The organism is Xenorhabdus sp. TS4, from assembly GCF_014467265.1.
Taxonomy (GTDB): domain Bacteria; phylum Pseudomonadota; class Gammaproteobacteria; order Enterobacterales; family Enterobacteriaceae; genus Xenorhabdus; species Xenorhabdus ehlersii.
The window spans coordinates 1-23,033 of sequence record NZ_NKHQ01000022.1 but is presented as its reverse complement, the minus strand read 5'-3'; the positions used below and the strand labels follow the sequence as shown (position 1 = coordinate 23,033).

Genomic DNA, 23,033 nt, shown 5'->3' with positions numbered 1-23,033 from the left:
ATTACTTATGAAGTCTTATTTGATAACGCACACTAAATCTAAATCACCACCTGATGACATTGCAATTTCAAAATTTAAAAACTGATTATATTTTTATATTCTGGATTAGAAATATAATCTCTATTATCATAATTTATGATCAATAATTATTTGGCTATTATTTTCATGAGGAGAATAAATTATTGGTAATTGCAATGTCATGTACAATAACAATATTTATTTAATGCAATCTAATTATCCGCTTATTAATTAAGTTGAAAATTGGATCTATTTTATAAAGATAGATATTAAAGCAAGGGGATATTATAAAAATAATGGATACTATAAATTCGATTTATCCCACAATACCAATATCGCCGGTTATCAATATGCAGCGATTAACCCGTGTTTATCAACAGGGTGGAGAGGGGGAAGTCCCGATTCTAAAAAATATAACGGCACAAATTTATGCTGGTCAAAGCTGTGCTATTGTCGGAACATCAGGTTCAGGTAAAAGCACCTTATTGAATATCCTTGGCTTACTGGATAAGCCCACCTCAGGTGAGTATTTTCTTTGTGGTGTTGATATGTCAACAGCAGATACTGACCTCAGAGCCAGAATGCGCAATAAAGAAATTGGTTTTGTTTTTCAAAGTTTTCATTTATTAGCCGGAATGACAGCGACAGAGAACGTCGCCCTGCCGCTTCTTTACCGCGGTATTTCTGCCTCACAAGCCTATAAAATTGCCAGAGAAAAACTACATTTGGTTGGCCTATCACATCGTGCAGCTCACTATCCCGCAGACTTATCCGGCGGGCAGCGACAACGAGTGGCACTCGCCAGAGCATTGGCCGGAGAACCCTCGTTACTACTGGCTGATGAACCTACCGGCAATCTGGATCGACAAACAGCAGAAGAAATTTTATTGCTACTTTCTTCTCTTCATACAGACAAAGCGATGACGCTGGTCGTAATAACCCATGATGCTATGGTTGCGAACCATATGCAGCGTGAATTACGCATCATTGACGGTCAGTTGCATGAAACCAGAGGGATGACAATACATGCATGATAGCAACTATGGCATGTCGATATTAATGATCTGGAGAGAAGCCTGGCGTAATTTAATGGCAACGGGGAGAAGTACTCTACTTGCTTTATCGGGTATTGCTATTGGTTGCGCTTCTGTTGTGGCATTTGTTAATACCGGACATAACGCTACACTTGCTGCGTTGAAGATGTTCAGCGGGCTTGATATCAATGTCATTACAGCAGACTTGAACTCCTATAATCATGGCGTTGATAATCAGTCAATTAAAATGGCCGACCTGACAACAGCGATTCCTGGTTTATCTTCCGCCGCCCCCTGGATCTATTATCCTTCTCCTGGGCGCTATAACGGAAAAACAGAAACGTTTACCATGATAGGCTCCTCTGCGGAACTTGAAGAAGTCATGCAATTGCGACTTCGTTATGGCCGATTTATCACTGATTATGATCAGCACTCTCCTTATGTGGTTATTGGTAATGAAGTCGCCGTTACCCTTGGTGAAGGGGAGCCATCCCGTATACTTGGCAAGCAGATTCAGCTTGGCAATTATTTATACACCGTGATTGGCATTTTCGATATAAAAGGGCAAAACCCTATCTTTCCTTTTTCGTTGGATTCGGTGATGATTGCACCTATCAATGCCATGCGGAAAATCTCACCTAATACCGATCTGAATGGCATCATCGCTCGCACTATAACGACCGCAACCACAGAGAGCGATGCGAAGGATTTATTGGCGTTGCTCAAACACAAGTTTCCGGCGGTTGATATTGATGTTCGGGTAGCCCAGCAATTACTGAAAGGGCAGACAGAACAAAGTAAAACCTTTTCTTTTATGTTGATCGGGTTGGCGGGAATTTCGCTGCTTACCGGCGGCATTGCAATTTCAAATGTGATGTTGATGAACGTTTCAGCCCGACGAAAAGAGATCGGGTTACGTATGGCTTTAGGCGCAAGAACTCAGGATATCCGGCGCCTTTTTTTGTATGAAGCCGCTGCATTGACTTTAGCCGGTGCAATCCTTGGTACACTGACAGGTATTATCGTCTCCTTTCTTTTTGTCCTTTATTCTGGCTGGTCATTTTCTTTAGCCCCTTTATCTATTCCTCTAGGGATAGGTAGTTCAATCATGGCGGGACTTATCTCCGGTTTTTATCCCGCACATAAAGCCTCTCAAATGGAACCCGTACAGGCATTACGTGATGATTAAAAAATATTTTCTTTATGGCTCTCTGACCTTGTTTCTCCTTTTTCCTCAAACAGGACTGCCTGTATCTGAACAGGAACGAAAACCTGATTACAGTTTGCGGTGGGAAGCCTCAGGAGAGGCTATAGGCTTGTCGTTAAGTGATGCAATATCGCTTGGTTTAAGAAATAACTATGCGATACGTAGTGTTTATCTGGATCGTATCGCCCAGAAATTTGATTTACGGGTGGCAGAAGATCGATTTACACCAAAGCTACAGCTAAGCGGGCGTTACACTGCGGGCAAAAATCAGGATGCAACTTTCAGGAAAACTGAACTTTCCCCGAATGCCACACTGCTTACTCCTTTGGGAACGAGTTTTACTCTTTCTTGGACTCGTGAAAACACGAGATCTAGGGTAAATAACTTTCACAATGATGGTGCAAGTATTACTGTGATACAGCCTCTCTTACGAGGAGCAGGAACCGATGTTAATAATGCTCCGATCTTATTGGCTAAACTCCAGGAACAAATCAATCGACTGAATTTAAAAGCGACTATTTCCGATTCAATCACGCAAATTATCTTCGCATACCATGCGTTACTCCGTGCTCAGGAGCAACAATCATTATCAGTCGCTTCCCTTAAGCGTATGCAAAAATTAGTCGAGATTAATAAAGAGTTGATTGATGCAGGCAGGATGGCCCAGACAGATATAATACAAACGCAGGCTGATCTGGCCATGCAGGAGCTTTCGGCAAAAGAGGCAGAAAATAATGTACATTCCACGAAGCTGGCATTACTTAAGTTACTCGCTCTAAACCATAAAACTCCCATCTATGCTACAGATACGCTAAAAGGAACGCATATAAGTCTGAATATCGAACAATCAATTGCAAAGGCGCAAGCACAACAGCCTGATTACCTTATTCAATTACTTTCTGCAAAAACAGCAGACATTCAATTATTGCAAGCCCGAAATAATCGGCTGTGGGATTTATCATTGGTTGGCGGTGTATCTCAGCAACGTTCATCATCTTCTGAAACCCGAAACTGGGAAAATTTTGTAGGTATAAAACTGGATATTCCAATCGGAGATATGACCCAGAAACAAGCAGAAGTTCAAGCTAAAGTAAATGTCCAGAAACAAGCCTTACACCTGGAAGAGGCAAAAACAAATTTGGAACAAAAAATAATCAATGCAATCCGTGATACAGAATCACGCTGGCAGGAATATCAATTAGCGATAAAAGCCAGTTCACTTTCTCAGAAAAAACTCGAAATTGAACAGGAAAAATTACAGGCTGGCCTATCCAGCAACTTTCAAGTTCTGAGTTTTGAAACCGACCTAAGAAATGCCGAAAATGCACGCCTGAATACACTTATTCAGTATCTCAATGCTCAGGCTGAACTGGATCACCTTCTTGGCACAACACTGGAAAGTTGGGAGATAACACTCAATGATTAAACGTTATCGATGGGCCATCGCTGGCATACTTGTTGTGGCGGCTTGTTTTTTTACCTTTTTATCCTTAAAGCAACCACCAGCTCAGGAGTCAGTACAATGGATTGAGGTAAAACGAGCTGTTATAGAAAAACGACTTGGTTTGGTCGGCCATCTACAATCTGCACGTCTTGAAACTATACCTGCTCCATTTGATGCAATTATCAAACAAGTTTTGGTTAAAGAAGGACAGTGGGTAAAAGCTGGTCAGACATTAGTGACGCTTGATACCCGAAAGATTGATATTGATCTTCGGCAAGCGCAAGTTGAAATGATCAAAGCCTCATCAATCGTTGACCAATTACATGACTGGGAGAACAGCCAGGAGGTCATCCGAGCCAGAAGAAATGTCGAAAATGCAAACCACATGGTTATAGAACTAAAAAATAATCTCGCCAAAACACAAGCTCTGTTTTCACGGGGCATTGTGCCAAAAATGGAAGTGGAAACCCTCCAGCAGCAACTTCGCCGACAACTAACGGAACTTGCTTCAGTACAGGACGATCTTGCATCCATTCGACAAAAAGGAAGCATTAATAACGTGCGCGTTGCAGAAATGGAGCTTCAGAATGCAACAAGCCGTTATCAGGCGTTACAAGAACAATACTTGCATAAAGAAATCAAAGCGCCATTTTCGGGTGTCATACTTAGGGCTGCACAGGGAGAAAGTAAGAAACTCTTGACGATTCAGACAGGAGTTAGAGTGACCGAAGGGATGCCATTGCTGGAAATTATGGACACAACCCAATATCAGGTACTGGCGCAGGTAGAAGAAACCGATCTCGCCAAAATTAAAGAAGGGCAGGCAGTAAAAATCAGTGGTGAAGGGTTTTCTGAGAACCCTCTGGATGGAGAAATTGAAACCATTGCGATGCAAAGCGTGAGTACGGATAAACCAGGATCAGCAATTTATTATGATGTTGTGATTAAAGTGACTTCATCCATGAATCAAAGTCATCCCATCAGACCTGGAATGAGTGCCAAAGTCAATATTGTTATTTATCGCAATGAACAAGGAATTGTTGTACCAGAAGCAGCGCTAACTCGCGCTAGCAATGGACAATTAACAATAAATTGGCGCCCGGATTTAAAACGTCAGGCTATATCCCGTCAGATAACCGTTGGGGAAGCTATGCCAGAAGGTATAGAGGTCCATGGGCTAGAAGAGGGATTTATTGCACTGCCGCGTTGATTTTTCAGCCGTATACGCCTATCGAGCGTGTCAGGCGGGTATAAAAGAACAATTCGTTGATCTTGCTATGAACAACTCAAGTATTTGTGATACTGACCGTGCTTACCTGTAAATCCCCGCCAAATGCAGGCGGCAATCAATGGATGGCTGGGGAAGGTTGTAGTCTGGACTGTTATACCTGTGCAATTACATATAGCATCAAGTCAGATAATTGCCCTGCGAGTAAAATAATTTTTACCCCAAAATAGGCTGATCTCCTAATCAAAACAAACAATCAAAACAAACTACGCTGACCCAGCAGTTTTTGTGATCTGAAAATAATACAACAATATCAAATGGTTATGCGTGATTAGTTAAGTGATTTTTATCACAACCCTTCTACTTATTAAAATATACATTTGAAAAAGTAAGATTCATTGAATAAGATGGCGTGGGTAATTAGCCGTAATTTTTACAGAGCGCAACTATCAAAGCCCCTCCAAATTGAACAAAAATAAACCATAAGGAAAATGAAAATGTCTGTTCCGTTCGACCATGAAAATAACAGAGATAAACAATCATTGATTGTGCCGAACGATTCTCAACAAGAACAGGGTATGCTGATGTCGCTGCCAGCAGCGGGAAGACAGATATATGACAATCCCGCAATTGCCTATCTTGTCAGCCTTGGTTCAAAACGCAGTCGCCAAACTATGAAATCATTTCTGGATATAGTGGCAAAAATGTTGGGATACCAAAATGTACAAGACTGTACTTGGCAAGCACTTCGTCGCCACCATGTTCAAGCAATTATGGAAATGCTTTCAGATTCGGGTAAAGCTCCCGCAACAATTAATATTTATCTTTCTGCCTTGAAAGGAGTTGCGTTGGAAGCATGGTCAATGCAACAACTCGACACCGACAATTTTCAACATATAAAACAGGTGCGATCTGTCAGAGGAAATCGATTGCCAAAGGGCAGGGCACTTGAGCGTTATGAAATAAAAACTTTATTCTTTACCTGCGAAAATGATATCAGCACAAAAGGGTTACGTGATGCAGCTATCATTGGTGTGCTTGTGGGGTGCGGGCTTCGTCGTTCAGAAATTGTTTCACTCGATATGAAGCACATTATTCGTCGCGAGCAAGCATTAAGAGTGATGGGAAAAGGTAATAAAGAGCGGTTGTCCTATATGCCGGAAGGAACATGGGAACGTTTAAATCGTTGGGTAGATGAAGTGCGTGGAGATCATTCTGGCCCACTTTTTACCCGAATTCGTCGTCATGATGATGTCACTGATAACCGTTTATCAGATCAAGCCATCTATCACATTCTTGAAACACGCAGAATAGAAAGCGGATTGGAAAAATTTGCCCCGCATGATCTGCGCAGGACTTTTGCGTCAGCCATGCTGGACAATGGTGAAGATATCGTAACAGTCAAAGATGCGATGGGACATTCAAGCATTACGACAACCCAAAAGTATGATCGACGTGGAGATGAACGTCTAAGAAATGCCGCCAGAAATCTGAATTTTTGACAGGGAAGATCGCCGTTATACTGCTCTATTTTTGCGAGCAAATAAATATTGTTCGACAGATTGCTTCATTCAATGTTAATTATTTACCTTTCTTAAATAACTATGACAGGTGTATTTGTATGGCCTCAAAAACAACACTTTGGAGTGCTTACGGTTCAACTTCCCTTTTCGTTTTATTATGGAGTAGTGGCGCAATCTTTTCTCGTTGGGGATTGGATCATAGTTCTTCTTTTGCTATTTTGGCCGTGCGTTTTGCGATTGCATTTCTATTTTTGTTAGCATTATGCATGTTCAAAAAACGTTTCCTTCCAGCTTATGGAAGTAGGAATAAAGTTGCTGCGGTGGGATTATTGATCATTGGAGGATATTCGATTTTTTATTTTCTGGCGTTAGAAAATGGAATAACCCCCGGCATCTTGGCTACGGTAATGGGGATTCAGCCAATTATTACACTTTGGGTGATGGAAAGAAATTTCACAGCTCGCCGTTTAATAGGATTGTTCCTGTCGTTCATCGGATTAGTGCTTGTTGTATTTCAAGGATTGGTTTTGACGAAGTTTTCTTTTTCAGGGACTTTTTTTGCTTTAGCTGCACTGACTTGTATGAGCATCGGAGCCATCTTTCAGAAACAAATCCAGCAAGCGCCCTCCGAAGTATTACCATTACAATATGGTGTAAGTTTATTGCTTTGCCTGTTATTTATACCTTTCAAACCCTTCCATATTGAACCTGTCATTGGTTTTATTGTACCTGCATTATGGCTTGGTTTAGTGATTTCTGTAGTAGCTCAATTATTACTTTATAGACTTATCAGAACAGGTAATTTAGTTAATGTCACTAGTTTGTTTTACCTTGTTCCAGGGGTAACAGCAATAATGGATTACTTATTTTTAGGTAATGCGTTATCTATTTTAAGTATCATTGGGATGTTCGCGATAATAACCGGTTTGGCTCTGGTTTTTCGTAAAAAAAAGCAAATGAAATTAATAATCTCAAATAAATTCAAATGACTAAAATCATTACTATTTATATGGATTATTATGTTGCAGGCTAACAATAATAAAATAACTAAAGATCACCAGAGTTGCTAATTTTTAAAATTTGATTAATCTCAACAGGCGGAAATAATGAATAACATTAAATAACAAAATGGGGGGCAACATGAAAAAATTATCTCATTTAGAATCACCTAAGTCACCCGTCAATGCATTTACCGAGTGGGATCCACTTGAAGAAGTGATTGTTGGTATTGTTGATGGTGCCAGGTTTCCTACATGGCATATGGCACTAGAACCTGTATTACCAGATAATCAGGTTGTTAATTTCCAAAGGAATGCGGGACGTTCTTTTCCTAAAGAACGTATTGAAGCAGCTTCTAGAGAGTTAGAAGAATTTGTTCATATTCTTGCAAGTGAAGGAGTCAAAGTTCGTCGTCCTGATGCTCAAGATCAATCACAAGTATTCGGTGCACCAGGATGGGCAAGTACAGGATTATATTGTGCCATGCCTAGGGATATACTTTTTGTTATTGGTGATAATATTATCGAATGCCCATTGGCATGGCGTTCTCGTTATTTTGAAGCATCGGCCTATAAATCTTTGCTGAAAGAATATTTTAAGGCTGGTGCTAAATGGAGTGCTGCCCCTAAACCGCAATTGACTGATGAACAATATAATTTTAATTGGGAAAAAGAGAGTATAGAACAACAAAAATTCGTTCTTGCAATAACAGAGTTTGAACCCACTTTTGACGCGGCTGATTTTTATCGTTGTGGCAGAGATATAATTGCTCAGAAAAGCCATGTAACAAATGATTTTGGAATTGAATGGCTAAGAAGACATATTGGAGATGAATATCGTATACATGTTTTTGAATTTGATGATCCAAACCCAATGCATATTGACGCAACTTTTGTTCCTATTGCACCAGGGAAGTTACTGATTAACCCTGAAAAAGTATCGAAAATTCCAGAGTTATTTAAAGGCTGGGACGTATTACATGCACCAAAACCGATTATTCCAGATTCTCATCCTTTATATATGACCAGTAAATGGATTAATATGAATATCCTAATGTTGGATGAAAATCGAGTGATCGTAGAAAAGCAAGATGAACCCATGATAGCCGCAATGAAACGTTGGGGGTTCACGCCTATCCCTTGTAATTTCAGAAACTTCAATAGCTTTGGTGGTTCTTTCCATTGTGCAACATTAGATGTCAGGCGCCGAGGCAGTTTGCAATCTTATTTTTAATAATCAACAAACCCCTAATAAAAAATCATTGACAGTGAATATATTGAAAAATAAATCATCATATTTTTTACAATTAAGTATTAATGTCAAAGTATATTCATTGTTGAAATTTTCACAATGAGGTAAATATGAAAATCTGGAAATATTCCACTAAAGATTCCATCATGTTTATTTTTAGCTTGTTAAATATCATTGTAAGTATAATGTTGGCATTATATTGGAGTGGTTTTTCAATTTCAAATTGGCTATTTAATATGGCTATTCTTTCATTTATAGCCACATACAATATTATAGTGATTTCACATTTCTTTAGTCATACGCCATGGTTTATATCGCCAACTATGAATGGTTTTGTTTCTATGCTCAACTCTATCAATATAGGGCAATCAATCCAAGCTTATAAATTTACACATGTTAGAAATCACCATAAATATCATAATGATAATAGTGATCCTATTCAGGATAGTTCGTCAACATTTTTGGGTGGTAAAGATGGGAAACATAATACATTATTGAATTATGCTATCTTAGGTGGATTCAATACCCTTTATAAAATAATTCCTCATATGTTATGGGCAATGTTTTCATGGAGAAAACCTTTCAGTCAATATGATCGTGGTTTTGAAAAATTAATTTCAAAAATTGAAATTAATAAGAAGAAAGAACTTATCCAATTGCGTTTGGATCGGCTTGCTATGTTTGTTGGACTAGTTTTTTTCTTTATCTTATCTTGGCAATGGACATTGCTTTGTTATTTACCATCGTTATTAGTCGCTTTTATTTTTGTTAATATTCAAAACTATTATGAACATTATGGAGCAAATCCAGAAAATCAATTTTCCAATTCAGTCAGTTATTATGGGAGATTGTACAATTTATTAACATTTAATGATGGTCACCATCAAGAACACCATATTTCAGGTAGCACACACTGGAGTCTTCTGCCTAAATTGCGGGAAAGATATGCTTCTAAGTTTAAAGAACAGGAGAGAATAGTAAGTCCTGTTCCTGCAATTGTAGGCTTTTTGCATAGGAAACGGAAAATGTTACATAAAACTCAAGAGATAAAAGCGAGAATTCCAAAATAACCAAAAATAAATTAAACGAAATATAATTTAATATATTGAAGGAATAGTCATGACGCACAAAAATTTATCACTCTCAGGAGTGAAGCTGGAAGAGTCAGAATTTGTTATACATGAAACTGAAGGCCGCATAGAAAAAAGTGCTGTTGATGCTCTTCTGGATGGTCATCTTGCAGCATGTCGAATCCGTCATTTCTTACCGTGGGAACAACGACAAAAAATCATTGATAATTTTTGGTTATCTACAGCAAGAAAACCCCGATATGGTGACGGAATAGATGGAGTAGAGGGGTATTTCCTTGGTGCTTCTCACATAGAAAAAACAACGCTTGAGTATTTCAAAGAGGTTGAATATTTTCGTCCAGCAATTACTCAACTTTTTCAGGGGACGCTTAATCCTCAGGCGTATTTTATAGCGCAATTAAATGGCTAGGCGTAAGGATTCGTACGTAAATGTGTAAGATCGCCTGTAAGCCCTTGCCCCATCTGCTCTGTCAGAATTTAATGTCATAGCTAGCAGGTGGGGGATGACGCTCTTTTACCTCGGATAAACCAAAGCGATTGATATGATGTGTACGGTACGGGCTAAATGTGGCCAGAAGTTCGGGGGTTAAAACCATCCCCTCAGCTTCCAGCTCTTTCAGAACCTGTGTAAGCGTCTGGCAATTGTGAAAAATCACAAGGTTAGCGACCAAATGATTATATTTTATTACCTTCAGCTGTTCATCACGTACGTTATCCGTGATTTTATCGGCCCCAAAATGAACCCATTGGGTGAACTGGTTAAATCCTTCACATTTGTTTTGCGCTGCCTGAATAACACGGCGCAGTTCGTCATCACCAATATATTCCAGCAGGAACAGCGTTCTGATCACCCGACCAAGTTCGCGAAATGCAAAGTACAGTTTGTTTTTCCGACTGGCAGTGCCCAGTTTTCGCAGAATAGTTGAAGGCGAAAGCCGCCCAGCCCTGATGGATTGGGCAACCTGCAACATATCGGGTAAGTGGCAGGAAATCAGCGCCCAGTCTATGACCTCTTTACTGAATAGTGTCTCGATATGCTGATAAATTTCATCTGGTGTAGCTTTAAACCATTTCAAATCTTTCCAGTTCCGAACTCTGGGCATCAGTTTAATACCTAACAGGAAAGCCAGCCCGTAAACAGGGGCGCTCTGCGCCTGTGTATCACCGTGTAAAATATCGGGCTGAATATTTGACTTATTTTTGGTGAGCCCATCCAGAATGTAGATTGCTTCCCACGCACCGCACGGAATAAAATGTGAAAATAAGGCAATATAAGTATCACTGACGTGATAATAAGCAATGCCTCCATAACCTCCGTAGCGAATATGCCGTTCGGATAACAGGTTGTTTTCATACAGATTCCACTGAGTTCCGTCTGCAGCAGCACGTTTTGTCTCTCCCCAATACCGGGGCAACTGGAACTGGTTATAACCATTAATTATGTCAACTGTTGCCGCTTCCAGCTTTTCCGTCGTCACCTGCCGCTGGTCAACAAACGAAATTTGTCGGGCGCTGATATCGGCGATAGTACGGGATGTCTGCATTGGACCAAGGCCTGTGGCATAAGCAAAGGTTGTGATGATTTTTCTGCGCGTCGATTTTTTTAATTTTCCCTTATGTCCACTCAGTGGGCCAATATGCTTATCCCAGTGAAGCCACTGGGTGGTATCAGAAATGATATCCAGCAAAGACAGTCCCAGTTTATTAAGTTTTTTTCCGACGGCGGCATCCAGCGCCTTAAACCCATCAGGAATGGGCTTTTTCTTTAACGTAGCCAGCTTGGGGCGACCATTAATAATCTGGAAAAAGGGATTATCCGGATAGAAATTATCTGCTTTTTGAGCCGCAGTGATCAGGAGATCCTGAACATGCTCAATGAAGGCGTCGGTTTCAAGAGGCAGGCCCACTTCCTGACCATAGGTATCCCGGGTTTCGGCACACTCCGTTAGAGGGACCAGCTCATCACGGTAATCGGAGTAAACGTTCGCGCCTGTCACGCACAGATCACCTGATTTCAATTCGCGGACCATCTGCGTACAGACACAGACCTCAAATTGCCGGCGAGAAAGCTGTTCAGGTGCTTTTCTTTGCTGATCGCCTGTGATTAATTTCCACCATTTATCAGGAACCCACGAAAGGTCAGATAAACTGAGATCGCTTTCCGTTCCTTTTTTCAGTGTGATCCACTCAGTGCGACCTCGGCGTTGCAACAACATCAATGCCAAAGCCCGTTCGAAGCTTGTATCCTGACTGGTTGAGACAAAATTCAGCGTAGACAGAATGCGTAATAATTCAGCCCGACGCTGACTGAACGCCTTCAGCATAAACCGGCATTCGTTCTTGCCGCCGAACTCAATATGAAGACGTGAAAATTCATACAAGTCAGGGCGGGAAGATACCGTTTCACGAATTATCTTTAACTGATTATCTGCAGATTCAGTCGAATGAAGTACGGTGTTAAGTAAAGCATAGCGGCGGAGGATCTCGTCAGTTTTCCCCTGGTTATCATCAAGATACTGTTGTAATTCAGCCTCTGCTACGCGGGATACCTTATTCATTTGTTTACAGAAAATATCGCATAAGTCATCCGTTACCACGCCGAGACGTTGCTGGATCACCGCCAGTGTTATCGCATACCGTCTTGCAGGCACCAGATCTGCCATACTGGCAGCATCGAGCGCATTGCCTTCCAGCGCCCACTGGCTGACTTTGACGACAGGAATGGTTTTAAGCGCCCGGTTGTAACCCGCCAGATCAGTTAAAAGCTTAAAGCGAGCCAACAAATCTCTCATACCATAAACGGTAGGTCTGGCCGGGTCTTGCTTCAGGTCATTCCAGGCACTAACCCGCCTGGGATCGTCCCCGACGATAAACAGAGCGTCAAGAAAGGCGGCCCCCTCTTCACCTACCGCAGTCTGCACTTGCGAATACAGTGCCTGATTAGCCTCTGCACGCGCTGAGCGGGCAGTCCGTACCAGAGAATCAAAGGCGGGTAATTCATAGCGGTGGCGTATCAGTACTTCAATGCCCACATTGATAATATCAGCGACATCTTCCTTAATCAGTGCGGCATCGATGAATGTGTTTCTAAGTAGCGATTTACCTGTTGCAGAGAACGGATTTACATCGAGAAAGCGACGTATTATACCGACATGTTTTCGCCGGGCTTCCGATTTATCATAGTGGTTTAAATTTCTGAGGTCGGCATTACGCCTGATGGACTGAGCGATATGTCTGATGAGTGGCTCAGGAACCTGGCTGGACAGAACAGAATATCCGAGCCGTTGAAACGTTTTCAGCAAAACGACGAAACCCAGACGCGTGGTTGGTGAACGCGCCGCCGTGGCACAAAATGCCAGTTCATCTTCAGTTGGCGTATAAAACCGCTCCAGCTCTGACGCCGTCAGGCGACTTTTGAACCGGGGGTAAGCCGTATCGTGGGGTTGCACGTGTTTTGACTCCTTGTCGAAAAGGGTCTTCCGTGTATCATTTAAAGTAATCTATAAAAGTACCGCCATTCTGTCACGCTGGAATGCGGGTTGCAGGCCAGTTTTGTGAGGAGGGTTCAATTGGGACAGATTGCAGCGATATATTGCCGCGTGTCGACGGGCGATCAGGATTGTCAGCGTCAGGAAACGGAGCTTCTCGCGCTGGCCGGTAAAGCTGGCTATACCATAGCCGGTATCTGGAAAGAAACTGCCTCCGGTAGTAAAAGCGATCGCCAGCAACGTCAAAAAATTTTGAATATGGCGCAGGCTAGAAAAATTGACCTGGTTCTGGTGACGGAACTGACCCGGTGGAGCCGCTCGACGCTGGATTTGTTTCATACACTGAATGACCTGCAATCCTGGGGCGTCGGACTTATTGCCCAAACAGGCTTACAGTTTGATTTATCCACTCCACAGGGAAAGCTGATTGCTACCCTGATGTCAGGCTTTGCCGAATTTGAACGGGATTTACTGAGGGAACGTGTCCGGTCTGGTGTCCAGGCAGCGCAAGCCAGGGGCGTCATTTTTGGGCGAAGGCCTGGGCAGCGGATAAAATCAGAGAAGCTAACACCTAAAGTATTAGCTCTTATAGCTGAAGGTTGTTCCTACAGACAAATTGGGCGGCAGTTAGACTTGAGCAAAAATACTGTGATGGCAATAGTCAAACGAGAACGAGAAAAAGTTGAAAGTATGTTAATTAAAAATAGCGGACTCTAATATCGTTAATTTAAAGGGTAATTTACGATGATAACAAAGATAAAAATACATGGCTATCGGATCTATAAAGAACTCATGCTAACGCCTAATCCAAGAATGAATATTATTGTGGGGGGAAACGAAGCTGGAAAGTCAACACTCATGGAAGCCATTACTCTTGCGTTAACAGGAAGAATTAATGGACGGAGTGCATCCGAAGAACTCAATTCATACTGGTTTAATACTAACTTAATTTCAGAGTTTTTACATAAGCGTGCTTGCGGTCAACGTGTAGCTTTACCTGAAATTCGTATTGAACTTTTCTTTGAGAATAGATCTGAATTACAGATATTGTGCGGGGCAATTAACAGTGATGTGCCAACAAATGCTTGTCCTGGTGTGTCGTTAAATATTATTCCTAACCCAGAATACGCTGACGAATTAGATGAATGGATGAAAAACCCTTCGCCATTACTTCCAGTTGAATATTATTCTGTGGACTGGCGTTCTTTTGCAGACAACAAGCTCACCAATCGACCAAAACAACTTGTGACTGCGATAATTGACTCCCGAACAGTCCGCTCGTCATCTGGTATCGACTTTCATCTACGCCAGATCCTTAGTGATCACCTTGAACCTGCCGAGAAAGCCTCAATTTCTCTTTTATATCGAGAAATAAAAGCGTCAATGTCCGATACTGCGCTAGAGGATGTAAACAAACGCATAGGTACACTACATGCATCTTTATATGATCAGTCAATTGCTTTAGCAATGGATCAAAGTTCACGAACCTCATGGGAAGCGGCCGTTACTCCACATGTCAATAACGTCCCATTCTCAATGTCAGGGCAGGGCCAACAGGCATCAATTAAGATATCACTAGCAATGAGTCGTCACTCAGGGCAGGCAAATTTTGTGATGATTGAAGAACCTGAAAATCACCTTTCTCATACAAGTCTGACGATTCTTTTGTCTCGCCTAGAAACTCTAGCAGGTGAACAACAACAATTATTCATCACAACTCACAGCACCTTTGTACTCAATAGGCTAGGGCTGGGTTCCCTGCTACTTATTGGGCACGACTCCGTGAGTAAAATATCTGAGCTGGATCCTGATACAGTATCATATTTTCAGAAGCTTCCAGGATATGACACTCTTAGAATGGCATTGGCAAATAAAGTTGTCCTCGTCGAGGGGCCCTCTGATGAGATTGTATTTGAACGAATTTTTCAGGACCTATATGGAAAGCGCCCAATGGAGTTTGGCGTTGATGTTATTAGTATGCGAGGCTTATCTTTAGGCCGTTGTTTAGAATTATGCGCAGCGCTCGACAAAAATGTGGCAGTTCTCCGAGATAATGATGGCATTGACCCTATTTTATTACGTGAGCCAGTAGCAAATTGGCTTGCTGCGGGTCGAAGAGAGCTTTTTATTGGCAGCGTGGAAAGTGGGACAACCCTTGAACCTCAGCTGGTACACCACAATAGTGAAACTAGCATTCGGGCAATTTTGGGAATAACTCAAGCTGCAGATTTAACAATATGGATGAATCGGGAAAAAACGGAAACTGCACTTCGCATTGCAAGTGCTTCTCAAAGCATTACTCCTCCCGATTATATGCAAGATGCTGCAAGGTTCATTCATGGCTAACTATCTAACACTTGCTGTTGCAGGTTCTCGTAAAACTCAAGGAATCGTTGATCATTGCACCTGTTTGCCAAAAACTCGGCGGGCATTGGTAGTGACATATACTAAAACGAACCAAGATGAGTTAAGTCGTCGTCTGGCAAACTCTGCAGGTGATCATACAGCAATAGAAGTAATGGGTTGGTATACATTTCTACTTCGCCATTTCGCCAAACCTTTCCTACCATTTAAATTTCCGAGCAAACGCGTTCTTGGGTTCAACTTTGATGGTAGGCCAATGATGAAGGCTAGAGGGGTTAACCGGTTTTTAGATTCAAGCGGAGCAGTTTATGCATGTGAGCTTGGTCGTCTTGCTCACGAACTTGTTTCAGAAAGTGAAGGAGCGTTAATACATAGACTGGAATGTTTATATGATGAAATTCTGATCGACGAAGTACAAGATCTTAGCAGTCATGATTGGGAAATTATCGATGTGTGTCTTAGCTCATCGGTTGATATTCGAATGGTTGGCGATATTCGCCAATCTGTACTCTCGACTAATCCACGCAGCTCAAAAAATAAAAAATACGCTTATGCAGAAGTAATAACATGGTTTCGTGAACGCCAAGCCAAAGGACTAATAAATATTACAGAGAGTGCCACGACATGGCGTTGCCATCCCAATATTGCTGCATTCTCTGACACTATTTTTGATAAAAGCTGGCTGTTTCCTACAACTGACTCTAGGAACGAGATAGTCACAGGTCATGATGGTGTATTCCTTGTGCCTAAAAGGTACGTTGCCGATTATGTTGCAAAATATCAACCTCAGTGTTTGCGGAATACGGCCAGCTCAGGAAAAGAATTTTATCTTAACTTCATGAATTTTAAAATTTCCAAGGGTTCAACACATGAGCGGGTACTAATCGTGCCTACGGCAGGGATTCTCAAGTTTATTCAAACAGGTGATCCTCTGGGACCTGGGCCCGCGGCAAGTTTTTATGTAGCAGTCACAAGGGCGAAACAGAGTGTAGCTATTGTGGTCGATAAGCCTGGCAACTCATTACTTCCGTGTTGGCGACCATAAACTCATATATTGATACTGCCAGTTATATGAAGTTAGATTTTGGCAACGTAGATATGGCAAGGGCTAGAGCACGATCTTACACATTTACGCACGAATCCTTACGCCTAGCCAACCTCTATCAAAATTAAAGGCCAGTGGCGCTATCTTTACCGGGCGGTGGATTCGGCCGGCAATACGGTAGACTTCCTGTTGACCGCCAACCGGGATGCCGATGCCGCCCGTCGCTTTTTCAACAAGGGCATTCGTCAACATGGACAACCTGACGGGGTAACTCTTGATAAAAGCGGTGCCAACAAAGCGGCGCTGGCTGGCCTCAATGCGGGCAAGCCGAAGAAAAATCGTATCAAAATTCGGCAAAGCAAATACCTGAATAACCTGATAGAGCAGGATCATCGGCGGATTAAACGGCGTATCCGCCTGATGCTGGGGTTCAAAAATTTTCGGCGGGCACAGACCCTGCTGGCGGGTATAGAATTGCTTTGCATGCTCAGCAAAGGTCAGTATGTGCAACAGTACGGGATCTCGATTTCTCCCGCGGAATACTTCTATCTACTGCTCGCCTAAAAAATAATCACCGCAATTTTTGCTAATTTGCCGTCGTTAATGCGACAGAACCGGCGTTACCTCTACCGGGCTGTAGACTCAGATGGTAATACGGTTGAATTTTTGCTGACCGCCCATCGGGATAAAAAAGCGGCATTGCGTTTCTTCAAAAAGGCGATGCGTCAACTTGGACAACCTGACGTGGTAACTCTTGATAAAAGCGGTGCCAATAAAGCGGCATTGGACGAAATAAACAAAGAAAAACCGAAAAATAAGCCGATTAATATCAGACAGAATAAGTACCTTAATAACCTGATTGAACAGGATCATCGCAACGTCAAACGGCGAACACGTCCTATGCTGGGATTCAAAAACTTTAGGGGGACTCAGACCCTGTTAGCCGGGATTGAACGGGTCAGTATGTTGCGTAAGGGACAATACCCACAAGAACCGGAATACCCAATTTCACCTGCCGCTTTTTTCTATCAACTCACTGCGTAAAAATCACTCAAGATGATTTTGCTCGCGATCTCTCTGTTAATGCGACAGAACCGGAAAATGTGATCACGAGTCTACTAATGGTCTAGAGGAAGAAACGCTATTAGCTGAGGAATAGAGTCATTATCAGATAATGTTCAAACTATAAGTAAAAAGATTGAGTTCAGGATCTTGACCTCCCAGACCTTTGCAACTAAAATTAGTCACAAAAGGAGGGCGTACTAATGGGTAAGCTGGACAAATTGAAAGAGACATTTTTACTGAGCCGAAAAACATTTGCATGGTCAGAACTGGTGTCATTACTTAATCAGCTGGGCTATGAAAAAAAAGAAATGCAGGGTTCACGGGTACGCTTTTACAACAAGGAAATCAATCACACCATTATGATGCATCGCCCACATCCTGAAAATTATATTAAGGGCGGGACACTTAAAGCGGTGAAAGACACATTAAAAGAGGTAGGTTTGCTATGAAACACCTTACTTATAAAGGTTATATCGGAACGATTGAATTTGATGTCGAGGATAATTATCTTTTCGGAAAGCTGGCATATATCCGTGATTTAGTCACTTATCAAGCGACGACAATTAAAGAACTAGAAGATGAATTCAAAAAATCCATTGAGCTGTATCTCGAAGACTGCCAGGAATTGAATAAAAAACCGGATACTCCGTTTAAAGGCTCATTTAATGTGAGGGTTCATCCTGAGATGCACCGTCATCTTGCAGAAATCGCGGATGAAAGCGGTTTGACCATCAATGCTGTGGTGAATAAAGCTCTTGAGAATGAGATAAGTAGATACGTCCGTTAACAAAATTAGCCGTAAAACCTCGCCCAGTGCGGGCGGGGATCAGTCACCTTTCAAGCAAAACTTATATAGTCCACCCATTTACAATTCTGATCCATATTCACTAAGTGGCGGCTAGTGACACGACTGTTGGGTCTACCCCTTTTAATAGGGACAAAATAGGGACCTGTTAGCCCTTTCTAAATTTGTAAACTAACCTATCAAAACCTATTTTTCGGCTTACATTAATTGCAAATGAAAAAAATCATCTCTTTTGGTTCTAAATGCTCATTTTTTCTGTCTCTAAAGTTTAGTTTCAGCCCGTACAGGAATTTTTTGGAGCTTTTCGATGGAATGGGAACCAAACAACAGATCACTAACTTAGGAAAAGAATTTAAGTTTAATCAACAGCCAGTTAGTGGATTAGATTTAAGGAACTGATTTAATGCTATGAAAAATAAATTCAAATTCTCTAATAACTCATGTGGTGATTGAATGTTTAATCTTACAAACTTAAATAAGTTGTTTAATGATGTTTTAAATAGTCCTAATCCAACCTTATCCTTTGAGATAAAAATTGGTAGGGGAGGATTTGTTTTTATGATATTCCTATCAGGTCATGACTCCAAAGGGTTGTAATGATGTTTTTCAATATATGCGCCAATGAGTTTTTCGTGGATTTCCATTGAACGTGAGTAACAAATTGTTCTTCTTGCCAACCTCTTGATATGAATTCGCAGATTGAGATTATGCCGCTCTATACGTTGGGTAAAAATTTTGCCTACCAGAGGCTTTTCCGGCACCCCTTCTCTGGCATAACTTCCCCAGTTATCGGTCGTGATGAAACGAATATTAAAAGGCGCTAATAAGTTGAGCAATTTTCGGCAGGTTGCATCCGTTCGGGGGCCAAAGACATGGGCGATGACTTGTTTCCTTATCGTATCAAAAGTATACCAAAGCCAATGACATTGTTTTTTATTGCCTACAAAAGACCCTTGCTCATCCAATTCACAGATAAGTGTGACATCGTCATAAGCGATCTGTCGCGATGTTACTTGTTTTGGCGAGAGTTTTTTAATGTCCGCATCACCGTATTGATACCGAGACCTAACACACGGCCTGTGTCTCTCACGCCAGAGCCATTCATGGCCATATCCACAATTTTTTCTTTCATACCCGGTTTATGGCCGTTGTAACAATAGTTGAGTTGAAAGGTTCTTTGGCAGTCTTTGCAATAGTAGCGAGGGAAGCCAGCCTTACCTGTTCCGTGTTTGCGTACAGGTTCAGCTTGGTCGCAATATCGACAAGTCACTTCTATCGTAACAGTCATGATGATATCCCATTAAAAAATACAAGAATATCAAATTAACGCTTTGAAGTCATGACCTTTCTTTGTTAATGCAACAGAACCCTAAAATTAAGGTGCCACAACAACTTAGGGTGTATAATTAATTATGTCATCAATTTGGGAAGGGATTTTAAAATGTTGAATATTATTTGGTTGGTTGTTTTATCTTTATTAGCCATTATTATCGTTAGTTATTACAAAAAGATAAAATATGGTTATTTTCTCTCGTAGTGGCGCTGTTTGGTATCGTAGAAAGAATTGTGGATATTATAGAATGAATAACAAAAGCATTGCCCTATGTATTATTAATATATTTTTAGGTGGTTTACTTTTGATTTTAATATTAGGTAAGCTGATCTTTCCTAAATAACATTCCAAAATAGTGCTACACCTTGTATAACGTAAGCCATTTGTATTCAAATGGTTGAAGGCACTATGTGTAGCAGCATTATGAAATACTATTTAGTGTATCACCCACTATATTGATGATTGTCTCATTTTTGCTCACATTATTTTCTATTTTGGAAAAAAAACCAAATAAAAAACAGATGAGCATTCAATCAAAAAACAGAAATGATTATAAAGAATAGTTTAAATTAAGTGCTGTTTTTGTCGTTATTCTCTCGCTGTTCTCAGTTATTTTAATATCATTATTCCTCATTATCTTTTTTCATTTTTTTCTGCATTACGTCATTGTGTTTTTTCATAAATAAGTGAGGCATAGTTAGCTGAACCGAAAAACCGGACGGTCTAGATCACCCCAATCCGCCGCGGTGGCAGGACAAAATAGTCACCAAGGTTAAGGGGTTAACTGGATCGGCCTACAGGCCGCGCTTTCCCGTTGGTCAAAACCTGAGAGTGACAATCACGTTGTAAACTGAACGCGGTTCGTCACGCCGGATTGACACCAATAAGTTACCAACCAGTTGGAAACTAACCTTTAGGGCTCGTACCTATTGCAGGGTGTTGGGCCACCCGGCGAAATAAAAACGGTTCAACGTTTCTCAAGCCGGGCCTGAACCTATCAGGGTGGGATAAATTAGCGTTATCCCACTCTGACTGTGCTAGACTGAGGATCGGCACGAGACGTGCGTCCCGGAGGGGGTGAGAGTTACCGTCGTGATCATCACTAAGAGGGCTCTTTATTGATAACAGCCGAATATCGTTACTGCAGTGATGAGTTGCAGGCGGTTTTAATGAATGATGCGTCTACGTGAAATCTGCGACGTTTTGTGGGGCACAGTGCCCGACTTTTCACGTAGCGCGACCAACAGACAGAGAGGTTTTTTATGGCAGGCGGACTGGCGCGGGTGGGTCGCGATGCGGCCCTGATCCCCGATAACCCGGATCTGAATGAGGAAATCCTCAGGAATCTGAATGCGTTTATCAAGGACAAAGAGGCGTTTGCGGACAACACCTGGCTACAGTTGACCAAGGTCTTGCGCCAATGGGGCCGCTGGTGTGTGGCCAAGGGGCGCCCTTATCTGCCGGTGGACCCGGACTCCCTGCGGGATTACCTGCTGGAGCTGCATGACAACGGGCGGGCCCCGGCCACGATCAGTAACAGTGTGGCGATGCTGAATTTGTTGCACCGCCAGGCCGGCTTAATCCCGGCGGGTCACAGCCAGACCGTGAAACGGGCGCTGAAAAAAATTCACCGCACCGCCCTCCTGCAGGGCGAAACCGTGGGGCAGGCCATCCCCTTTCGGATTGCCGATCTGGATCAGATGGATACCGCCTGGAAAACCTCAGGCCGGCTGAAAGAGCTCCGCAATCTGGCCTTCCTGTTTGTGGCCTACAATACCCTGCTGCGGCTGTCCAATATTGCCCGGCTGAAAGTCAGGGATGTGGTGCTTAACCGGGATGGCAGTGTGCTGCTGAACGTGGGTTACACCAAAACTATTGTGGACGGGCACGGCCTCACCAAAGCCCTGAGTCCCCGGGCCTCCGCCCGTCTGTTACAGTGGCTCCACGTGTCCGGTTTGCTGGACCATCCCGACGCTTACCTGTTCTGCCCGGTGAACCGCTGGAATCACGCGCGCGTCGGGACGGACGCGCCCTTATCGGGCTGGCATGTCGAACGGATTTTTGCGGAGGCGTGGGGGCAGGTGCACGGGGATACCCGGATGAAAGGCAATAAAGGGCGGTACACCACCTGGACCGGCCACAGTGCGCGGGTGGGAGCGGCGCAGGACATGACAGAATCGGGTTATTCGCTGGCGCAGATCATGCACGAGGGCACCTGGAAAAAACCGGAGACGGTCCTGGGCTATATCCGCCATCTTGAGGCGAAAAAGAGCGTGATGATGGATCTCGTGGGCTGAACAGGGTGAAGGCCGGCCGGGCCGGTCATTCTGGCCCGAGTGGTAGATAGGAGGCGGAGGGAGTTAAATTAACTTTCTCAATAAAAACACGGAATGACCATAAATCATGCGATAAAGTAACGGTTTTTTTGAGAACGGACAATCTCCGGTCTCTCTTTGGGCGTCGCCGTATACGCTTGATACTCGGGTGCCCGTCCTTGTTCTTGTCGTGGGGGGATTAAAAGCCGGTTAGGATGGCTTTCTCTGTATAGGATAAGGACCCGTTCAGCAAAATCATCCCCTTCAGGATAAAAATACCACGAGGGCATCTTCAAAATCTGGGCTACCTGACGGACGATTTTGGGTGCAGGCGTTGACCCCCCCCGCTCATACCGACTCATCCGGCCAATAGCCTGTACAGGATTAATCCCCAATGCCGCCCCCAATTCCTGCTGGAACACCCTGTATGCTTTTCGCGCTGCGACCAGTCATTGTGCATTCCTGTATCAAAAACACCAATAGTTACGATGGTCATAATCATGCCCCTGTCATAGTTTGGTGACTCCCCATGATGGCACGGAAAATCAAGACAGTAACCCCATCGAGGGGAAGTCCCTTTCATTCGTTAAGCCTGTTTTTTGTACTTTTCGACTTTAGCTGGCCGCAGGCGGCGAAACTTATCGGAAGCCGGTGTCCGGTGGTTACGCCAGATATAATCGCCAGGCTCCTGGCCTAACAGCGACAAATGCGACACGCTGCATCGGGCACTGTTGCAAATAGTCGATGGTAGTAAGCTAAGATACCCATTTTTCCGAAGGAGCGGCGTATGAATCCTTTCCATGGTCGCCATTTTCAGGGTGAT

20 protein-coding genes and 2 pseudogenes are annotated in these 23,033 nt (G+C 42.7%); 18 read left to right on the top strand and 4 right to left on the bottom strand.

Features of this window, described 5'->3' with window-relative positions:
• The first annotated feature begins 314 nt into the window (after positions 1 to 314).
• The 10 genes from Xets_RS10730 (at position 315) to Xets_RS10685 (ending at position 10,204) form a co-directional block, all read left to right on the top strand.
• Entirely contained in the window at positions 315 to 1,052 is a 738-nt protein-coding gene (locus Xets_RS10730) for an ABC transporter ATP-binding protein (RefSeq protein WP_187651643.1), read from the top strand.
• On the top strand, positions 1,045 to 2,241 hold the full coding sequence (locus Xets_RS10725) for an ABC transporter permease (protein WP_099132209.1): 1,197 nt from the start codon (positions 1,045 to 1,047) through the stop codon (positions 2,239 to 2,241). The genes Xets_RS10730 and Xets_RS10725 overlap by 8 nt, the downstream gene beginning before the upstream one ends.
• The gene (locus Xets_RS10720) at positions 2,234 to 3,685 is read left to right on the top strand and encodes a TolC family protein (protein ID WP_187651642.1); all 1,452 of its coding nucleotides are present in this window, start codon (positions 2,234 to 2,236) and stop codon (positions 3,683 to 3,685) included. The genes Xets_RS10725 and Xets_RS10720 overlap by 8 nt, the downstream gene beginning before the upstream one ends.
• Complete coding sequence (locus Xets_RS10715) at positions 3,678 to 4,913, top strand: HlyD family secretion protein (protein WP_187651641.1); 1,236 nt, start codon at positions 3,678 to 3,680, stop codon at positions 4,911 to 4,913. Before Xets_RS10720 ends, Xets_RS10715 begins: the two co-directional genes overlap by 8 nt.
• Entirely contained in the window at positions 4,897 to 5,025 is a 129-nt protein-coding gene (locus tag Xets_RS10710; protein ID WP_370588225.1) for an IS1-like element transposase, read from the top strand. Before Xets_RS10715 ends, Xets_RS10710 begins: the two co-directional genes overlap by 17 nt.
• Positions 5,026 to 5,509: 484 nt before the next feature.
• A complete protein-coding gene (locus Xets_RS10705; RefSeq protein ID WP_370588227.1) occupies positions 5,510 to 6,433 on the top strand; it encodes a tyrosine-type recombinase/integrase in 924 nt (307 codons plus the stop codon).
• A gap of 119 nt (positions 6,434 to 6,552) precedes the next feature.
• Complete coding sequence (locus Xets_RS10700) at positions 6,553 to 7,443, top strand: DMT family transporter (protein WP_187651639.1); 891 nt, start codon at positions 6,553 to 6,555, stop codon at positions 7,441 to 7,443.
• A gap of 151 nt (positions 7,444 to 7,594) precedes the next feature.
• Positions 7,595 to 8,686: an amidinotransferase gene (locus Xets_RS10695; RefSeq protein ID WP_099132204.1), complete on the top strand. Its 1,092-nt coding sequence runs from the start codon at positions 7,595 to 7,597 to the stop codon at positions 8,684 to 8,686.
• A gap of 128 nt (positions 8,687 to 8,814) precedes the next feature.
• Positions 8,815 to 9,774 carry a fatty acid desaturase gene (locus tag Xets_RS10690; RefSeq protein WP_187651637.1) on the top strand — a complete coding sequence of 320 codons (960 nt, stop codon included), beginning with the start codon at positions 8,815 to 8,817 and terminating at the stop codon, positions 9,772 to 9,774.
• A gap of 49 nt (positions 9,775 to 9,823) precedes the next feature.
• A complete protein-coding gene (locus Xets_RS10685; RefSeq protein ID WP_255430607.1) occupies positions 9,824 to 10,204 on the top strand; it encodes a hypothetical protein in 381 nt (126 codons plus the stop codon).
• Between the two features lie 61 nt (positions 10,205 to 10,265).
• Here the strand turns inward: Xets_RS10685 and Xets_RS10680 are convergent, their stop codons facing one another.
• On the bottom strand, positions 10,266 to 13,244 hold the full coding sequence (locus Xets_RS10680; protein WP_187651636.1) for a Tn3 family transposase: 2,979 nt from the start codon (positions 13,242 to 13,244) through the stop codon (positions 10,266 to 10,268).
• 120 nt (positions 13,245 to 13,364) lie between these two features.
• Here Xets_RS10680 and Xets_RS10675 point away from each other — a divergent pair, with 120 nt between their 5' ends.
• The 7 genes and pseudogenes from Xets_RS10675 to Xets_RS10645 all read left to right on the top strand — a co-directional run bounded on the left by Xets_RS10675 (position 13,365) and on the right by Xets_RS10645 (position 18,544).
• Positions 13,365 to 14,000: a recombinase family protein gene (locus tag Xets_RS10675; protein WP_038221667.1), complete on the top strand. Its 636-nt coding sequence runs from the start codon at positions 13,365 to 13,367 to the stop codon at positions 13,998 to 14,000.
• A gap of 27 nt (positions 14,001 to 14,027) precedes the next feature.
• Positions 14,028 to 15,629, top strand: coding sequence for an ATP-dependent endonuclease (locus Xets_RS10670; protein WP_038221668.1), 1,602 nt, complete (start codon positions 14,028 to 14,030; stop codon positions 15,627 to 15,629).
• On the top strand, positions 15,622 to 16,692 hold the full coding sequence (locus tag Xets_RS10665) for a UvrD-helicase domain-containing protein (RefSeq protein ID WP_187651635.1): 1,071 nt from the start codon (positions 15,622 to 15,624) through the stop codon (positions 16,690 to 16,692). Before Xets_RS10670 ends, Xets_RS10665 begins: the two co-directional genes overlap by 8 nt.
• A 111-nt stretch (positions 16,693 to 16,803) precedes the next feature.
• Positions 16,804 to 17,256 (top strand): annotated as a pseudogene (locus Xets_RS10660) (IS6 family transposase); the annotation flags it as partial.
• Between the two features lie 54 nt (positions 17,257 to 17,310).
• Positions 17,311 to 17,736: pseudogene (locus Xets_RS10655) on the top strand (IS6 family transposase); the annotation flags it as partial.
• 221 nt (positions 17,737 to 17,957) lie between these two features.
• Complete coding sequence (locus Xets_RS10650) at positions 17,958 to 18,206, top strand: type II toxin-antitoxin system HicA family toxin (protein ID WP_187651634.1); 249 nt, start codon at positions 17,958 to 17,960, stop codon at positions 18,204 to 18,206.
• Complete coding sequence (locus tag Xets_RS10645) at positions 18,203 to 18,544, top strand: type II toxin-antitoxin system HicB family antitoxin (protein WP_187651633.1); 342 nt, start codon at positions 18,203 to 18,205, stop codon at positions 18,542 to 18,544. Before Xets_RS10650 ends, Xets_RS10645 begins: the two co-directional genes overlap by 4 nt.
• Before the next feature lie 593 nt (positions 18,545 to 19,137).
• Here Xets_RS10645 and Xets_RS10640 read toward each other — a convergent pair.
• A protein-coding gene (locus Xets_RS10640) for an IS1 family transposase (protein ID WP_222941567.1) occupies positions 19,138 to 19,850 on the bottom strand; the annotation gives its coding sequence in 2 pieces (ribosomal slippage) (positions 19,138 to 19,598 and positions 19,598 to 19,850; 714 coding nt in all).
• A 1,307-nt stretch (positions 19,851 to 21,157) separates the two neighbouring features.
• Here Xets_RS10640 and Xets_RS10635 point away from each other — a divergent pair.
• Positions 21,158 to 22,192: a tyrosine-type recombinase/integrase gene (locus tag Xets_RS10635; protein WP_187651632.1), complete on the top strand. Its 1,035-nt coding sequence runs from the start codon at positions 21,158 to 21,160 to the stop codon at positions 22,190 to 22,192.
• A gap of 376 nt (positions 22,193 to 22,568) precedes the next feature.
• On the opposite strand, the gene Xets_RS10630 is transcribed toward Xets_RS10635, so the two are convergent.
• A complete protein-coding gene (locus Xets_RS10630) occupies positions 22,569 to 22,706 on the bottom strand; it encodes a hypothetical protein (protein ID WP_187651631.1) in 138 nt (45 codons plus the stop codon).
• A 90-nt stretch (positions 22,707 to 22,796) separates the two neighbouring features.
• Positions 22,797 to 23,033, bottom strand: a 237-nt coding sequence (locus Xets_RS22575) for a hypothetical protein (RefSeq protein ID WP_222941566.1), incomplete at its 5' end; no start/stop codon positions are given.

Bases quoted from the DNA above. Each gene is read 5' to 3' on its own strand.
- Xets_RS10730 (WP_187651643.1), top strand. From the start codon at position 315: ATGGATACTATAAATTCGATTTATCCCACAATACCAATATCGCCGGTT.
- Xets_RS10725 (WP_099132209.1), top strand. From the start codon at position 1,045: ATGCATGATAGCAACTATGGCATGTCGATATTAATGATCTGGAGAGAA.
- Xets_RS10720 (WP_187651642.1), top strand. From the start codon at position 2,234: ATGATTAAAAAATATTTTCTTTATGGCTCTCTGACCTTGTTTCTCCTT.
- Xets_RS10715 (WP_187651641.1), top strand. From the start codon at position 3,678: ATGATTAAACGTTATCGATGGGCCATCGCTGGCATACTTGTTGTGGCG.
- Xets_RS10705 (WP_370588227.1), top strand. From the start codon at position 5,510: ATGCTGATGTCGCTGCCAGCAGCGGGAAGACAGATATATGACAATCCC.
- Xets_RS10700 (WP_187651639.1), top strand. From the start codon at position 6,553: ATGGCCTCAAAAACAACACTTTGGAGTGCTTACGGTTCAACTTCCCTT.
- Xets_RS10695 (WP_099132204.1), top strand. From the start codon at position 7,595: ATGAAAAAATTATCTCATTTAGAATCACCTAAGTCACCCGTCAATGCA.
- Xets_RS10690 (WP_187651637.1), top strand. From the start codon at position 8,815: ATGAAAATCTGGAAATATTCCACTAAAGATTCCATCATGTTTATTTTT.
- Xets_RS10685 (WP_255430607.1), top strand. From the start codon at position 9,824: ATGACGCACAAAAATTTATCACTCTCAGGAGTGAAGCTGGAAGAGTCA.
- Xets_RS10670 (WP_038221668.1), top strand. From the start codon at position 14,028: ATGATAACAAAGATAAAAATACATGGCTATCGGATCTATAAAGAACTC.
- Xets_RS10665 (WP_187651635.1), top strand. From the start codon at position 15,622: ATGGCTAACTATCTAACACTTGCTGTTGCAGGTTCTCGTAAAACTCAA.
- Xets_RS10650 (WP_187651634.1), top strand. From the start codon at position 17,958: ATGGGTAAGCTGGACAAATTGAAAGAGACATTTTTACTGAGCCGAAAA.
- Xets_RS10645 (WP_187651633.1), top strand. From the start codon at position 18,203: ATGAAACACCTTACTTATAAAGGTTATATCGGAACGATTGAATTTGAT.
- Xets_RS10635 (WP_187651632.1), top strand. From the start codon at position 21,158: ATGGCAGGCGGACTGGCGCGGGTGGGTCGCGATGCGGCCCTGATCCCC.
- Xets_RS10630 (WP_187651631.1), bottom strand. From the start codon at position 22,706: ATGACCATCGTAACTATTGGTGTTTTTGATACAGGAATGCACAATGAC.